The 15,886-nt window shown below is 52.6% G+C and carries 11 protein-coding genes and 1 other annotated feature; of the genes, 3 read left to right on the top strand and 8 right to left on the bottom strand.

Going from position 1 to position 15,886, the window contains the following annotated elements; genetic code table 11:
• Positions 1 to 16: 16 nt before the first annotated feature.
• From NSS79_RS08895 to NSS79_RS08880, 4 genes are all read right to left on the bottom strand, one after another.
• Positions 17 to 1,225 carry an MFS transporter gene (locus NSS79_RS08895; protein WP_342439068.1) on the bottom strand — a complete coding sequence of 403 codons (1,209 nt, stop codon included), beginning with the start codon at positions 1,223 to 1,225 and terminating at the stop codon, positions 17 to 19.
• Positions 1,226 to 1,297: 72 nt separating this feature from the next.
• Positions 1,298 to 1,840: a hypothetical protein gene (locus NSS79_RS08890; RefSeq protein ID WP_342439067.1), complete on the bottom strand. Its 543-nt coding sequence runs from the start codon at positions 1,838 to 1,840 to the stop codon at positions 1,298 to 1,300.
• A 133-nt stretch (positions 1,841 to 1,973) separates the two neighbouring features.
• On the bottom strand, positions 1,974 to 2,393 hold the full coding sequence (locus tag NSS79_RS08885; RefSeq protein WP_342439066.1) for a DUF350 domain-containing protein: 420 nt from the start codon (positions 2,391 to 2,393) through the stop codon (positions 1,974 to 1,976).
• 30 nt (positions 2,394 to 2,423) lie between these two features.
• A complete protein-coding gene (locus tag NSS79_RS08880) occupies positions 2,424 to 4,793 on the bottom strand; it encodes an endonuclease MutS2 (RefSeq protein ID WP_342439065.1) in 2,370 nt (789 codons plus the stop codon).
• 140 nt (positions 4,794 to 4,933) lie between these two features.
• On the opposite strand from NSS79_RS08880, the gene NSS79_RS08875 reads away from it, so the two are divergent.
• Positions 4,934 to 5,281: a phage holin family protein gene (locus tag NSS79_RS08875; protein ID WP_076111463.1), complete on the top strand. Its 348-nt coding sequence runs from the start codon at positions 4,934 to 4,936 to the stop codon at positions 5,279 to 5,281.
• 83 nt (positions 5,282 to 5,364) lie between these two features.
• On the opposite strand, the gene NSS79_RS08870 is transcribed toward NSS79_RS08875, so the two are convergent.
• Positions 5,365 to 6,507 carry a GGDEF domain-containing protein gene (locus NSS79_RS08870; RefSeq protein ID WP_076111461.1) on the bottom strand — a complete coding sequence of 381 codons (1,143 nt, stop codon included), beginning with the start codon at positions 6,505 to 6,507 and terminating at the stop codon, positions 5,365 to 5,367.
• 226 nt (positions 6,508 to 6,733) lie between these two features.
• Between NSS79_RS08870 and NSS79_RS08865 the strand changes: the two genes are divergently transcribed.
• The gene (locus NSS79_RS08865; protein WP_342439064.1) at positions 6,734 to 7,126 is read left to right on the top strand and encodes a cupredoxin domain-containing protein; all 393 of its coding nucleotides are present in this window, start codon (positions 6,734 to 6,736) and stop codon (positions 7,124 to 7,126) included.
• Positions 7,127 to 7,328: 202 nt separating this feature from the next.
• On the opposite strand, the gene zapA is transcribed toward NSS79_RS08865, so the two are convergent.
• The 3 genes from zapA to pheS form a co-directional block, all read right to left on the bottom strand.
• Entirely contained in the window at positions 7,329 to 9,500 is a 2,172-nt protein-coding gene (zapA, locus tag NSS79_RS08860; protein ID WP_341119808.1) for a cell division protein ZapA, read from the bottom strand.
• 202 nt (positions 9,501 to 9,702) lie between these two features.
• Positions 9,703 to 12,147, bottom strand: a complete 2,445-nt coding sequence (pheT, locus tag NSS79_RS08855; protein ID WP_342439063.1) for a phenylalanine--tRNA ligase subunit beta — start codon at positions 12,145 to 12,147, stop codon at positions 9,703 to 9,705.
• 60 nt (positions 12,148 to 12,207) lie between these two features.
• Entirely contained in the window at positions 12,208 to 13,242 is a 1,035-nt protein-coding gene (pheS, locus tag NSS79_RS08850; RefSeq protein ID WP_342439062.1) for a phenylalanine--tRNA ligase subunit alpha, read from the bottom strand.
• 57 nt (positions 13,243 to 13,299) lie between these two features.
• Positions 13,300 to 13,588, bottom strand: a binding site (T-box leader).
• A 598-nt stretch (positions 13,589 to 14,186) separates the two neighbouring features.
• Here pheS and NSS79_RS08845 point away from each other — a divergent pair.
• A complete protein-coding gene (locus NSS79_RS08845) occupies positions 14,187 to 15,788 on the top strand; it encodes a sensor domain-containing diguanylate cyclase (RefSeq protein WP_342439061.1) in 1,602 nt (533 codons plus the stop codon).
• The last annotated feature ends 98 nt before the right edge of the window (positions 15,789 to 15,886 follow it).

Here is a 15,886-nt window from a genome sequence, read left to right as displayed (position 1 = left end):
GGTCATCACGCCCTCTTCAAGACGGATGATATTTGCCGCTTCTCAGCAGACGGCGTAAGATCAGCCAACTGCCCAGCGGAGATGCACCCAGCAGCAACATCAGCAGCGTGATGACCTGCGGTGAGTCGTTCACAGACAGCACCGCAATGAATACGAACACCCCTAGCAGCCGTCCGCTCATGAGGCTCAGCTCCCTCAGGACGACAAGCTCGACCCGTTTGCCGGCAGCCTCCGCAGACAGGCCCATCAAGTCAAAGCTGGTCGAAACCATAGGCAGCATGTAAAGCGGAATACAGAGCGAGGTTCCTATGCCCATGATCAGCAGCGTCCCGTAGCTGACTTTCCAGAGCAGCGGCGTAATCACAGCCAACAGCAGCAGGCCCCCGGCCAACATGCCTGCGGAGCGGAATTTGGGCTTGAACCACTTACCGGCGGCAAAATAGCTGATCAGAGATACAGCTGAGGTAATGAGTGCAAACTGCCCCAGCTTGCTCTCTTCTTTAGCTGCTATGTACACTAATAAGCCGATGAGAAATGAAAAAACACCCTCACGCAACCCTTGAAACAGCAGCGAAGCCGCTGCCGGTCTCCATGGGCTCCCGGCACGCCGGAGCTCTTTCCAAGGCTCCAGCCACAGGTAGATCCCTTCGCTCTTACGCTTCTGCAGCAGAAAGCTGAGAACGGCTGAAATACCATAAGTGCAGAGCGAGATTATAAATACGACGCGGTACCCGTGTTCCCCTGGCCACAATGAGATCAGCCAACCGGAAACCCACGGTCCGACGATGCCGGTAAAGGAACCGAGCAGCCCCATCCACCCATTGAAGAAATCACGGTTAACCGCTTCGGTAATTTCGAAAAACACGATGTTGAATGCCAGCCAAAAGAAGCCTATCGAGAGCCCCAGGATCAGGCCGAGCGGCCAGATATAATGCACTGCTTGTCCGCCCAGCCACAGCACCAGCAAATAAAAAAAGCCCGAAACGGCGATTCCCAGCCGCAGGGCATTCATCTTATTATGCTCCTTCACCCATTTGCCGCCCACCCAGAAGCTGAGGCCAACAGCCACCTGCTGAGCAACCGTAAACCAGCCGATCATGGCAAAATTTTGGCGGCTTTTCCACAGATAGACGTTCAGAAAAGTGCCTGCCAGCACACTCGCCAGCATATACAGCCCGGCCACGGCAAGCAGCAGAACCGCCTGATTACGTAATAAGCTTTTCATAATTAACCCCCTGCCTTTTGGACATTCCTAGCTTTAATATGTCCAGAAAGCAGGGCTGACATGAATCGGCATTTATTCCGCAGAGGTGCTCAGGTTACGCACAAACTGAATACGGTCTTCCTGCGCGAGATTGTGCTGAACATGAAAACATGAAGGGCATACATAGAGATTAAGCGCAAACGGCGCTTTCAATACAGCTCCACCCAGTGCTTCGGGAATTGATGGCTCAAAGCTGTCTACCTTCTGTGTACCGGCAAGCACCATCAGTTCATGACATTGCGGGCACTCGGGCGCTTCAAGCTGTGCAGCAAGAATTGCAGAAACGCTATGCTCGTAACGCTTCATATCATAATCGTCGCTGAATTGGCTGGCGGTATTGAATATTGGCACTACGCTCTCCTTGTCGCTGTCGTCCCACAAGTCCTCATCGCTGATTTCCTCTGACTCCGGTTCGTCCTCAGTCTCCGGCTCGTCTTCTTCCAGATCGTCACTGCCCAGAGTGACTGTACGGTAGCCGCTAAGCTCATTGTTGCAGTGGGGGCAAGTCTCTTCGGGTCCAAATTCCTCGTCCCACACGATTTCGGTATGACACCAAGGGCATACGGTTGTTTCCATCACTAAAATCTCCTTCTTACCTCACATTTAAATTCAATTCACCATTAAATAAATAATACCGGCCGCTATAAAAGCCAGGGCGGAAAAAAACAGAATCCGGATCAGCATCTTCATGATTTTCCTACTCCCTGAGTTAGAATATAGCGGCGCCAATTACATAAGACAGTGAAATTGAGATCAGCATGGCCGTCAATCCGACAGCCCGGTTATCTGCGGCAATTTCATCATCAATTGAAAAAACAGGGGTTAAAAACTCGAACAAAAAATAAGCCAGCAAGAGCAGCAGAAATCCGACAACCGACCATTTCATCGTTTCGTAAATCGATGCCCCTGCCTGTATGCTGAAGCGCAGGATATTGCAAATGCCGAAGATTTTGCCGCCTGTCGCCATGGCTACCGACAAGTTTCCTTTGCGGATTTCTTCCCAGCAGTTATATTTCGTCACCATTTCAAAAAAGGACAGAAACACCACCAGCCCCAAAATCGCCACGGTGAAGTAACCGATCAGCGCGCCCAGCGGATGGCCCAGCATAAGATCAATAGTTTCTTGCATCTTTCCCCCTCTTTCCGCCAGGCTCCGCCGCTATTGCAGTTCAGCCACGGTTACGCCCGCGCCGCCCTCATTATAATTCCCGAGCCGGTAGCTTTTGACATGCTTATGCTTGCGCAAGTACTCCTGAATGCCTGTTCGCAGCACGCCGGTTCCTTTGCCGTGTATGATCGAAATCTGGCCCAGGTTGCCGAGAAAGGCTTCATCAATAAAGCGGTCGGTCTCCATGATTGCCTCTTCCAGGTTCGTCCCGCGCAAGTCCAGCTCACTGCGGATGTTCTCGTCACGGGTACGTTTCACTGTAGTAGCCCGGCGAAGCGCAGGAACGGGGACATCCGGGGCGGAAGCCAGGAACTCCAGATCGTTCAGATTAACCTTCATCTTCATAATGCCGAATTGCACCAGCGCTTCCTTCGTTCCGCTCAGCTCCACGACGAAGCCTTTCTGATTCACGCTCGGCAGTTTGACTTCATCTCCGGGCTGAATCCGCCGCGGCGCTTTGCCGCTGCTGCTGCGGGATACCGCCTTCTTACGCGGTGCCGGCTCGGCTTCATCGAGGCGGCGGCGTGCTTCAATCAGCTTATGCTCCTTGACGGAGGCACCTTCCTCCATCGCCAGCCTCCGCAGATCGCTGATGATTTCCTCCGCTTCCTTACGCGCCTTGTCCAGAATGGCACTGGCGTCTTTCTCCGCCTTCTCCAGCCGCTTGTCACGCTGGCTCTCCAGCTTCTCCAGCTCCAGCTGCTGCCGGTTGCGGAATTCTTCCGCTTCACGGCGGACCACTTCAGCACGCTCGCGTTCATTCTCTGCACCCAGCCGGTTCTCTTCAAGTGAAGCAATCATGTGCTCCACGCGCAGATCCTCTTCCTTGACCTCGCCGCGGGCATGCTCAAGAATGTCACTCTGCAGGCCGAGGCGTTCGGCAATGGCAAATGCATTGCTTCGGCCCGGTACACCAATCAGCAATCTATAGGTTGGGCTGAGACTTTGCACATCAAATTCCATGCTGGCATTGATGACCCCTTTGCGTTCATAGGCATAAGCCTTCAGTTCGCTGTAATGCGTGGTGGCCACCATCCGGCATTCTATCCGGTGAATATGCTCCAGAATCGCAATGGCGAGTGCCGAGCCTTCGGCCGGATCTGTTCCCGCTCCCACCTCATCCAGCAGGATCAGACTTTTCGGAGTCATACGCTTCAGTATGGAAATAATATTGGTCATATGGCTGGAAAAGGTACTGAGGCTCTGCTCAATGCTCTGTTCATCCCCAATATCGGCATAAATCGCATCAAATACACACATCTGGCTGCCTTCCTCTGCCGGAATGAACAATCCGGACATCGACATCAGGCTAAGCAGGCCAATGGTCTTCAGCGTAACCGTCTTACCGCCCGTATTCGGCCCGGTAACGATGATTGAGCTGTATTGATTGCCAAGCTCCACATCCAAGGGAACGACTTGTTCCGCCGGAATAAGCGGGTGGCGTCCCTTGCGCAGCTTGAGGTAGCCACGATCATTCATCCGTGGCTGGGTCGCTTTCATATCACGCGCCAGACGCGCCTTGGCAAAGATGAAATCAAGCTCACCAAGGATATCGACATCATAGGTCATCTCTTCAGCAATGTCGCCTACCAGCGCGGTCAGCCGGTGGAGAATGATCTCAATCTCGCGTTCCTCGCGCAGTCGGGTCTCCCGCAGCTTATTGTTCATCGCCACAATAGACTCCGGCTCAATGAACAGCGTTGCCCCCGAACCGGACTGGTCATGCACGATTCCGCCAAAATGGGCACGGTATTCGGCCTTGACCGGAATGACAAACCGGTCACCGCGGATCGTCACCAGCTGATCCTGCAGCATCTTGGCCACTGAGGAGGAACGGATCATTGAATCCAGCTTTTCACGGATTCTCGTCTCCCCTCCGCGCAGCTCCCTGCGGATCGTGGCAAGCTCATGGCTTGCCGAATCAAGCACATCCGCATTCTCATCAATGCAGGCCCGGATGTCATCCTCTACATGCTTCTGCTCCGAGAGCAGATCGCTTAAGGCAAACAGAGAATGGATCTTCTCATCCTCATGCATGGCCGCCAGAAACCGCTTGACCCGGCGGGCGCCGCCAATGGTATTACCAACCGACAGCAGCTCCGTCGTTCCCAGCATGCCGCCGATGGAGGCGCGTTTCAGCGCAGGCCGAATATCGCTAACCCCGCCAAAAGAAGGAATACCCTTCAACCGGTCAACGTTAGCCGCCTCATCCGTGGCCTGCAGCAGTTTCTTCACCCCTTCAAAATCACCGGAGGGCTTCAGGTCTTCCGCCGCCAGCCGTCCCATCGGAGTTTGCGTATATTGCATCAATTTATTTAAAATCTTGCGATATTCAAGCGTATGCAAAATCTTGTCGTCCAATTACTGTCACAGCTCCCTTCATAGATGTTTACATTATACCTAATTCGGCCCATTTGCGCTATTTAGGCATAGAATCGGCGATTCAGGTCACAATAACAACTGCACATATCCTTGAAACGAAGGCAAAGGAGGTTAGTTCAGTGAAATTTTTGGGTCATGTCGTCCGTTTCATCGTTGCAGCCATCGTGCTGCTGATTGTCGGCTGGATTGTCCCGCAGTTTACGATCGGCGGTTTCTGGAGTGCGCTTGTCCTTGCCCTGGTGATCGCTCTGCTTGGCTGGGTTATTGAGGGAATCTTCGGCAAAAAAACAACGCCCTTCGGCCGCGGAATCGTCGGTTTTATCGTCAGCGCGTTAGTCATCTGGATCGCCCAATTTGTCGTGAGCGGTGTCAGCGTCTCCATCCTTGGAGCGCTTCTGGCAGCACTCGTCATAGGGATTATCGACCTGTTTCTGCCGGTATCCACTCCGTTTGAAGCGGGAAAATAACGTATCGCCTGTCAGAGGCTCTGCAGACAACGAAACCCCCTATTTCCGGATTATAACGGAAATAGGGGGTTTATTATAGTAACTTACGCATAGGACATGACCGGATCATCGTCATGGGCTACAGATGCGGTAACCACAGTATTCTTTCCGCTCCGCTTAGCTTCGTACAAGGCATTGTCTGTCTTGCGGAACAGCCGCTCTTTGCCGTCTCCGAGCTGGTAATCACATAACCCGATGCTGACCGTAATCGGCTTGTCCCCGGCATAGGGATGCTCCATCTGGGCGATATTTATCCGCATCTTCTCTGCAGCGGCATAAGCATCGTGAAAGCTTTTATCCGTGAAGATCACTGCGAATTCCTCACCGCCATACCTCGCCGAAAAATCATTTAAGCTGATCAGGCTGCCCATCTTGGCCGCAACCTCCTTCAGCACAAGGTCTCCGACCCAGTGTCCATAAGTATCATTCACCTGCTTGAAGTTATCAATATCAAACAGCGCCAGCTGCAGCCGCAGCCCGTTGCTTTCACACTGCTCCAGCAGCGAGTCCAGATATTCATGAAATGACTTGTGATTGTAAAGACCGGTAAGTGCATCAATCTTCAGCATCTTATCGGAAATTGCCCGCTCAACCATAAGTTCCTGTTCGGATATGGTCAGCTGCTCCAGATGCTCACGGGCTTCACGTGCCCGGACAATTACGGCCTGAGCCATCACAACGAACACAATAAACACGCACTCTACCATCAGAAACTCCAGCACCGGCTTGTCCAGCACCGGCCGTTCCAGCCCCAAATAAACACCGGCATAAAACAGTAAGCTGATCAGTCCCAATCCGTGCAGCAGTCTTTGATCGAAATAAACAAGCGCAATCATAATTGGCATCATCAGGGTCATTTGTGCACCGTCAACAAACGGCTCCAAGACGAAATACATCAAATAGGAGACAATAAACCCGCAAACAACAACAGCCTGCTTGTGATATTGCAAGGTAGTGCGCAACCACATTTCGGCGAGTATCATCGCGATCACAATCATTATATTACATCCTATAAATAGGTGCCCCTTGCTCGGAATCAGCACCGTCTTGACTTCAGGCATATGGGTTGACAACATAAAGATGAGCTGGGCAGCCAGCATGAAAATTACCAGCACCCAATACCCGCTTAATATTCTCCGGTGCCATATCTCTGCATTCAACGTATCATTAGCTAAATTGATGTACATCCCCTACTTCTAACCGTTAATATAATAGCTTTCATTATAATAAATTTAATTTATTTTTGCATCATTTATTTGCATTTTTCGACAAACTTCGGACATATTTTTAGACGAAATTTTGAGCCTGATTGTTTGTCAACAGTTTTGAAAAGTTTATCCAAGACTTCCGCTTAAAAGTAAGCTATGCTATTGTCACCGAACGGTATCAAAATATAGTTATAGGAGGATGAAGATGATCCGAAGATCAGCTATGCTGCTGTCCATCGCATTTGTTCTTATACTATCGGCCTGTAGTGGCGGCAACGGCAAGCAAGCCAGCTCCACCAGCAATAATGCCACTGCCGCTTCCGGCATTAAGCCGGAGGATGAACTCGTCATTTCTGCTACGAATTACAGCTTTGACCAGGAGGAATATCATTTAAAAAAAGGCGTGCCGGTGGAGATCACCTTTAAGAACGAAAGCGGCAACCACGGAATTCTTGTTCCTGAGCTGGAGCTTCAATTAACCGCCAAGGATTCTTCCCGCGTCATTGTTCCAGAGGAAGCAGGAACCTTTGAAATGACCTGTGCAATCATGTGCGGCTCCGGGCACAGCTCGATGAGCGCTAAGATTATCGTGGAATAATAGCATACAGTTACCCGCAGATGCTAACTTGATATCTAACAAGTGGAAACGGCTTCACCGTCCTCAAAAGGACGGTATCCGTTTCAGCGAGAAATAGAAGGATAATTTATAGCGTGAAGCCTATAAATTCTTATATTTAGACAAAGACGGGGCCCAGGCAGAATTCACTGCCCGGGCCCCGTCTTTGTCTTGCGTCCGCCATTCAACTATCCTGTTCGATCAGTTGAATCCATTCATTATATTCACTTTGCAGCTTGGCATATTCCCCTTGGAGATTGCGATGTTCCTGAGAGAGCTTATCCAGCTCACCTTGTTGCAGTTCGAACTGCGCCTGCACTAAACGAAGCTGGCCCTGCACGAGCTCGTAGCTCTCACCGATTTCTGCGAGCTGCTGCTGCACTTCACTGCGCTCCCGGTTCATGGATTCAGCCTCGGCTTCGGCTTCTCCGGCCTGCTGCTGCCAGATCTCGATTTCCTCGCGCAGAGTGGCTTCCGCTTCACTCCACTGCTGCTGACGCTGCTGAAGCTCTTCATACTTATGCTTCCAGGATGCCTCGTATTCCCGCGCTTCCTTCAGCACTTCCTGCTGCTCTGCTGCGGTTACGGCAGCTTCACGGCTAGCTTCGTAGAGCTCCTCGAGACGCCGTGTGGACTCTTCGCTTTCGGCTTCCAGCAGCTCGTATCTTTCGCGAAGCTGCTCGCCGTCCTGCAGAACATCATCATACTGCGCAATGAGTTCCTCATAACGCCCGCGCAGCGCCGAAAGTTCCTTGCGGGCTTCCGCTGCAGCTTCGCGCTGTGCTGCGCTCTCCATTTCCGCTTCTGCACGCAGTTGGGCCTCACGGTCCAGCTGCTGTACCATTCCGTCTGCCTGGCCGCGGAGCGTATCAATCTCACGCTGCAGTCCTGCTGACTTCTCTTCGGCTTCCAGAAGGTTCATCTCCAGCTCGCTGATATCCTCCATATGCTTGTCCGCAAGCTCCTGCCAGTTCCCGGCTTCTTCTGCTGTACGGGTAAGCTCCGCCTGTACGTTCAGCAAACTGTCCTTGGTTCCCTGCAGCGACTTGCGCAGCTCTGAGGATTCTTGCTGTGCCAGCTCATACCGCTGGCGTAGTCCTTCCAGCTCATCGCTGAGCAGCTCTCCCAATTCGGCTGCAGAACGCAGCTCTTCCTTGGTGTGGCTCAAGGTATCGGTTGTTGCCTGCAGAGATTCTCTGAGTTCTACGGCTTCGCGCTGTACCTGCTCATAACGCTGGCGCAGCTCTTCCAGCTCCCCATTCAGCAGTGTTCCCAGTTCCGTAGCGGAGCGCAGCTCTTCAGAAAGCTGCTCCTCCCGGCTTAGAACCGCTTCATATTGCGCCAGAAGTGTCGTACGGGCATCACGTTCACCCTTCAGCCCCGCTTCCGCCGCTCTCAGCCTGGACTGAAGCTGCCCGGTTCCGCCGCGCAGCTCGCTAAGCTGCTTCTCGAGCTCTCCGAGCTGCTGCTTATGCCGGTGCTCTTGGGTACCCTGTGACTGCCGCAGCTCCTTATTCTTGGCAAGCTCTTTCTGCAGCGCTTCTCTTTCGGTGCTGAGTTCTTTGTCCAGCGCGGATTTGGTATCCGCCAGTTCCTTGCTCAGCGAAGTGCGGATCTCCACAACCTCGCTTCCCAGCGACTCCCGGGTCTCGGCCAGTTCCTGCTGGAGAGCCGACAGCGTTTCCGCTTTCTCCTTGGACAATGTCTCGCGGAGAAGTTCCAGCTCCTGCGCATGTGCCGCTTTCAGTACTTCCAGCTGCTCCAGACGTACAGCTTCAAGCCGTTCCAGCTCCTGCCGGTGACTCTCGCGGGCAGCAGCCTGCTCATTCTCATTCGTATCCCGCAGCGTCTTCAGTTCCACCTCGCGGGCCTGCAGCTCTTCAGCCAGCTTATCCCGGTCCGCAGCGGCCGTCTTCCCTGCTTCAAGCAGCTGCTCGGCATGAACTTTGCGCTCATGTTCCTGTATCTCCAAATGCCGTTTGCGTTCCTCTTCAGCGGCGGCAATCAGCCGTGCTGCCTCTTCTTTGGCCGCAGCATCCAGCCGTTCGAATTCCTCCTGCCGCTCCCGCTGTACTTCGAGGAGACGCGATACCTCCACGCGCAGCTCCGTGCGCTCGCCGGTCAGCATATTCAGCTCATTCTTAAAGTCCTGAACCTGGATGGCCTGCTCTGCCATATGTACGGCTGCAAGCACCGCAATCCGCGGTGTATCCAGTCTGGAATGTGATTTGGAAATTGCGCGCATGTGCTCGTCCACATAACGGGCAACCTGCTTCATATATTCAGTGCTGCTTCCGACAAGTTTATAGGAAGTTCCATATATCTCCACGGCGACACGAGTCCGGTCCATAGCCACAGTTGTGCCCTCCTTTGTATGTGTGCGGATTCTAAGTTGCTATCCCTGCTTCTATTGTAGCGTTATTCTTAAACATTTGGCAAAAAAAACGTCTTCATTATATTGATTTAGTCCATATCCGCCGAACCTTAGACTTATTAGAAAAAAGCCGCAGCGAATCTCTGGTTCTAAATGGATTCGCTGCGGCTTTGCACAATTCCTGCTACTTTCTTAATTCCGCACCAAAAGTTTGCTGAAGTGCGGAAACAACCTTATCATGCACTTCCCCAACTTCCTCGTCGGTCAGTGTATGTTCCGTATGACGGTAGAGCAGCGAGATCGCTACGCTCTTCTTCCCGCTTTCCATTTTGCCGCCGGTGTACACGTCGAATACCTGCACATTCTGCAGGAGTGTTCCTCCGTTCTCACGGATGGATGCCAGCAGATGGCCTGCCGGAACTTCCGAATCCACAACGACTGCGATATCCCGTTCCATTCCCGGGAAGCGCTGCAGTTCACTGTACTGCAGGTTAGCGCGCGCAGACTCATAGAGCGGCTGCAGCAGGATCTCAGCTACATAGGTATCCTCCAGGTCAAGCTTGCGCTGCAGTTCAGGATGAAGCTGGCCGATTGTTCCGATCTTCAAGCGCCCTTCATCTCCCAGCAGATACACCGAAGCGGAACGGCCCGGATGATAGTCTTGCGGGGCATCAGCTTCGTAGACTACGCGTCCGGTAAGTCCCAGATGGGCAAATACGGTTTCCAGCGCGCCCTTAAGATCGAAGAAATCGACAGGCTCTGCCGTCACATTCCACTGTTTGGCTGCGCGGCTTCCGCTCAGCAGCAGTCCCAGCACCGGCAGCTCACGCGGCTGGCGGGTGAGCTGCTCTTCGTCGGTGAAGAAGACATTGCCGATTTCGAACAGCGCCAGATCGCTTTGCCGGCGGTTGGTATTGTAGAGGGCAATATCCAGCAGCTGCGGAATGAGGCTGGTACGCAGCACGCTGCGTTCCTCGCTCATCGGCATGGCCAGCTTCACAGAAAGTTGGCCTTCTGCAAGCGCAGGGAACCATTTGCTCTGCTCCGGCTGAATGAAGGAATAACCCATGACCTCCTGATATCCGCCAAGGGACAGCAGGCGGCGCAGCTCGCGGCGCAGGAACTGCTGTCTAGTGAGTGCTCCAGGAGTGGTAATGCCTTCCATCAGGGTTGTCGGGATATTGTCATAGCCATACAGCCGGGCAATCTCTTCAATGAGATCCACATCGTAGCTGATGTCGCCGCGTCTGGTTGGCACCTGAACTTCAACAACTCCCTGGGAGGCATCACCGCATTTGAAATGCAGACGGCCAAACAATGTCTTCACTTCCAGCAGTGACAGCTCCGTGCCGAGATAGTTGTTCAACTTCTCCAGTGGCAAGGTCAGAACCTTCTCCTGTACAGAGTCTCCTCCTGCCTGAACAATGCCTTCATGCACTGAACCCCCGGCATAACGCGCAATCAGCGCTGCCGCCCGGTCCAATGCCGGAATTACGGCATTCGGATCCACTTCTTTCTCGAAGCGCAATGATGCTTCAGAGCGGAGGCCGAACTGGCGTGAAGCCTTGCGGACCGTTCCACCGTCGAATTTGGCCGATTCCAGCACCAGATTCACTGTTTCTCCAGTTACTTCCGTTGCCAGTCCGCCCATTACTCCGGCAAGCGCTACGGCTTTTGCCCCATCGGCGATCACAAGCATTTGCGGCTCCAGCTTGCGTTCTTGCCCGTCGAGCGTAGTCAGAACCTCGCCTTCCTGCGCAAAGCGGACACCAAGCACGCCGCCTTCCACCTTGTCACTGTCAAAGGCATGCAGCGGCTGTCCGTATTCCAGCATGACGTAGTTAGTGATATCCACGATGTTATTGATCGGACGGACACCTGCAGCCATCAGCCGGTTCTGAATCCAGAGCGGAGAAGCAGCAGGCTTCACTCCGGTAATATAGCGTACTGCATAGCGGGAACAGTATTCGTCATTCTCGATTTTTACGGAAATAGAGTCGGATGCCTGGCTCCCGGTCTCTACCAGATCCGCTGCCGGATCGGGCAGCTTCAGATCCCGGCCAAGAATCGCACTTACCTCATAGGCCGCGCCAATCATGCCTAGGCAATCGGACCGGTTCGGTGTCAGATCGAATTCAAGAATTTCATCATTCAGGCCCAGCACCTTCAGAATATCCTGGCCGATCTCGGTATTCTCAGGCAGAACAAGAATGCCTTCCTGCAGTTCTTTCGGCAGCAGCTTGTCATTGAGCCCAAGCTCCTTAGCCGAGCAGATCATGCCTTGCGACAATACGCCGCGCAGCTTAGCTTTTTTGATATCCAGACCTGGAAGCTTCGCGCCCACCAAGGCTACAGGCACCTTTTGCCCCGCTTCGACATTCTTTGCTCCGCATACGATCTGCAGATCCTCGCCCTGTCCTGCATCCACGATACACACGTTCAGCTTATCGGCGTCGGGATGTTTTTCTTTCGATTTCACATATCCGGTTACAATCCCGGAAAGCCCCTTGTTGCGGCGCTCGACACCGTCAATCTCGATGCCTGCAGTGGTGATTTTGTCCGCCAGCTCTTCAGCGGTTACTCCCTCTAACGATATATAATCAGCCAGCCATCCGGTTGATACTTTCATGTCCGCTCACTTCCTTTATTTCAGATGTATTTATCTAACAGCCGCTCACCCGTCAAAAATCTAAATGCCCTTGAACTGCTTCACGAAGCCCATATCATTGATATAGAAATAACGGATGTCGTCGATGCCGTATTTCAACATGGCAATCCGCTCCGCACCTACGCCGAAGGCGAAGCCGCTATATTCCTCAGGGTCGTATCCGCCCATTCTGAGTACATTCGGATGTACCATGCCAGCGCCGAGGATTTCCAGCCAGCCGCTCTGTTTGCACAGCCGGCAGCCGTCTCCGCCGCATTTGAAGCAGCTGACATCAACTTCAACGCTAGGCTCGGTGAATGGGAAGAAGCTCGGACGAAGACGGATCCCCGCACTCGGGCCGAACATTTCTTTCATGAACTGCTGCAATGTACCCTTCAAGTCACTCATGCGGATTCCCCGTCCAATGACCAGACCTTCGATCTGATGGAACTGGAAGGAGTGGGTGGCATCATCATCATCTCGGCGGAACACTTTGCCCGGACAGATGATTTTGACCGGGGTTTCGCCCTGCATTGCCTGCATGGTGCGGATCTGCACCGGAGAGGTCTGCGTACGCATCAGGAGATCATCCGTCAAATAGAAGGAATCCTGCATATCACGTGCCGGATGGTTCTTCGGCAGATTAAGTGCCTCGAAGTTATAGTAATCCGTCTCTACTTCAGGGCCTTCTGCTACCAGGTAGCCCATGCCGATGAAGATATCTTCAATCTCCTGCACCACCCGGGTGAGCGGATGAATTCCGCCTTGCGGCAACCCGCGGCCCGGCAGCGTAACATCGACTTTCTCTGCCTGCAGGCGGTTCAGCGTTTCCTGCTGCTGGAATGCCTCCTGCTTGGAGCCGATAATATCTTCTATCGCGCTGCGCACCAGATTCGCCACCTGGCCGATTACCGGACGCTCTTCCGCGCTAAGCCCTCCCATTCCCCGCAGAACCTCGGTTAACTCGCCTTTTTTGCCCAGATACTTCACGCGTAAGTCATTCAGAACCTGCGGATCGGTTACTTCCTGCAGCTTAGCCAATGCCTCAACCTTCAACGCTTCCAGCTTCTCTTTCATGGCGTGTACTGCCCCCTTAATCATCATATTGTCAACAAAAAAAGGCCTTTCCTCCCGGTAAGGGACGAAAAGACCGTGGTACCACCCTTGTTAGACTGCCGTACCCCTTCCCTTAAGAGCTGTATTCCCTCTTTCGGTGCGGTAAAGACATGCCTCACTTTAACAGAAATAACGGTCTGCGGCCGGTTTCCCCTACTGTCTTTCTTCAAAAAGATCTTGAAGTAAATTCAGGGAACTGCTCCGGAGTGAACTTCGGCAGCTCTGCTCTCCTAGAAACGCTCTCAATCTGCGGCGTCTCCTCCCTGTAAGCCAGGCACTGCGTACTCTTCTCCATCACTGCATTTATAATGATGTAGCTGAGAAACTGCATCTTCTTACTCAGAAGATATGTCTATTTATTATATGCACAAAATTTCATTTTGACAAGCCGACAAATTCAGAGGAATCAATCCCTAAACTCGCCGGGAACGAACCCGCTAACCTTTAATATAAGGGACGGGAGCGGCAGCTATGATATTTTAGTGCTTAGCACAGAAAGGGAGTATCGTTTGTAGAAAACTTGGGTAATAGGACTCAAGGGTTGGAGTATGAATAAGTCAGTACTATACATAATGTTTAAATCTGAAGCTAATTATATCAAGAATCCCGTCTCCTCCCCGGCTTACCGGATCGCTTGATGACCCGAAAGGTCGGCTGGCAGGGGATTTCAGGCTCGGATCAACCTCTTATATTCCATACTCGGCCCGGATGCCCTAAGCAGTACGTCCTACATACTGATGAGAAGGATCCCTAATCGTACTGGAAGCACTATGTTTCTATGACTATTTGAAAGACACTCTCTCGTTGTCCCTGCGGCCAATTACCCGCAGCTGGGATTAGTTCCGCATAGGTATCATCTACTATCAAAGAGATTTCTCAAAGTTTTATGCGGGGAGAGGATGACAGTGGCTTTATACAAAATCAAAAACACACGCAGATTAATCCTTTTATTTGCCGCTATCTCCGTTATTCTGGTGGGCATCAGCACCGCTTCTCTGCTGTATCTGAACCACACAATTAACCGGCTTTCAGATTCACTGTACAGCGATGTCTACCAAAACTCAGAGCTGATTCTGAATGCCGACCGGGATCTTCATCAGGCTGCCCTTGCGCTGCACACGGTGATGAACCGGAACATTACCCGTGAACAGCGCAGCCTGCTGTCTCAGGAGTTTCATGACAATAATGCCCAGGTGAAGCAGCGGCTGGGCATGGCCAGCTATAACATCAACGCTATGAAGCAACCGGAAAAGAGGATGACACAGAGCAATCGGCTGCTCTCCCGGCTGAGAAACGAGCTGCAGAGCTTCGAGGGTTCTTTTGAAAGCTGGAAGAGTACCGGGCAGGAATTGATCTCCCGGCGTATGGAAAGCAATTGGAACCCGGATACGTACTCAGCTACCATGATCAACACCCGGCTGAGTGAGGTCCGCAGCAGCCTGGATCAATCCGAGAACCTGATCGATAACTACGGACAGCAGATTACCCAAGAGTTCCGTGAAAGAAAAAGCACCCTGTTCGCGGCCTACTCGCTGATCTTGTTCCTGCTTATGCTCGTTATTATCTATCTCTGCCGCAGAGTAGTTTCGCTGCAAAGTGAGATGCAGGAAGATCAATCCCTATACCAGCTGATCGGTGAGACCATGTCTGACTTCATTATTTTGACCGATCCAAACGGCATGATCCTGTACGCCTCGCCTTCCCATTCCAGCGTGCTTGGCTACGTGCCGGACAAAGGTGTTCCTCTCTCCAACTACATCCGCGAAGCTGAAATCTCCTGGGCGAAGCTGAAGAGTGTAGTCCAGGGGACTCCGCGGATTTCGGAGCTGCGCATGCGTTCGGCAGAAGGCCACTGGGTGTGGCTGGAAACGAAAATCTCACCGATCACCGGCAGCCGTGCTTTTCCCGCGCAGTATATGCTTATCTCTCGTGAGATTACCCAGCGTAAGCAACATGAGGAACGGCTCCACAAGCTGGCCTTCTATGACCATTTAACAGCAATCCCCAATAGAGCCCATTTTAAAATGTACATGGAGAACCTGATTAATCAGCCGGAGGATCGCAGACAGGAAATAGCAGTTGCGCTGCTCGATTGCGACAGGTTCAAGCAGCTTAATGATACCCTTGGCCACTTGGCCGGAGATGAATTCCTGCAGCTGCTCTCCCGTGAGCTGCAGCAGACGGTCAAAGGATTCGGTCAGGCGTTCCGCATCGGCGGCGATGAGTTCGCCGTCGTGCTTCACCGCCTTACCAATCCAGAGATGCTGGAGGAAATGCTGGACCGCCTGCTTCAGCTGTTCAACAAATCCTGGTCTGTCAACCAAGGCTCCAGCTTTCATACTACCGCTAGCATCGGCGTAGCCCTATATCCGCAGCATGGCGGCAGTATCAACGAACTGCTCCGCGCCGCCGACCTGGCGATGTACCGCTCCAAAAACAGCGGCGGCAACGAAGCCAATCTATACAATAAGCTTGTGGATGAAGAACATTCAGACAAGCATAAATAAAGAAACAGGCAGCAAAACAGGCTGTTCCGGAATCACTGCCCAAACGGCGGCGATGCTAGAACAGCCTTTATCGGCTGAGTGGCTATGCGTTTCTTCTA

It is taken from the genome of Paenibacillus sp. FSL L8-0436 (genome assembly GCF_038593025.1).
Taxonomy (GTDB): domain Bacteria; phylum Bacillota; class Bacilli; order Paenibacillales; family Paenibacillaceae; genus Paenibacillus_AQ.
This window is presented reverse-complemented; position numbering and strand designations above follow the sequence as displayed.

Coding starts and splice junctions, on each gene's coding strand:
- NSS79_RS08895 (WP_342439068.1), bottom strand. CDS start 1,225: ATGAAAAGCTTATTACGTAATCAGGCGGTTCTGCTGCTTGCCGTGGCC.
- NSS79_RS08890 (WP_342439067.1), bottom strand. CDS start 1,840: ATGGAAACAACCGTATGCCCTTGGTGTCATACCGAAATCGTGTGGGAC.
- NSS79_RS08885 (WP_342439066.1), bottom strand. CDS start 2,393: ATGCAAGAAACTATTGATCTTATGCTGGGCCATCCGCTGGGCGCGCTG.
- NSS79_RS08870 (WP_076111461.1), bottom strand. CDS start 6,507: ATGTACATCAATTTAGCTAATGATACGTTGAATGCAGAGATATGGCAC.
- NSS79_RS08865 (WP_342439064.1), top strand. CDS start 6,734: ATGATCCGAAGATCAGCTATGCTGCTGTCCATCGCATTTGTTCTTATA.
- pheT (WP_342439063.1), bottom strand. CDS start 12,147: ATGAAAGTATCAACCGGATGGCTGGCTGATTATATATCGTTAGAGGGA.
- pheS (WP_342439062.1), bottom strand. CDS start 13,242: ATGAAAGAGAAGCTGGAAGCGTTGAAGGTTGAGGCATTGGCTAAGCTG.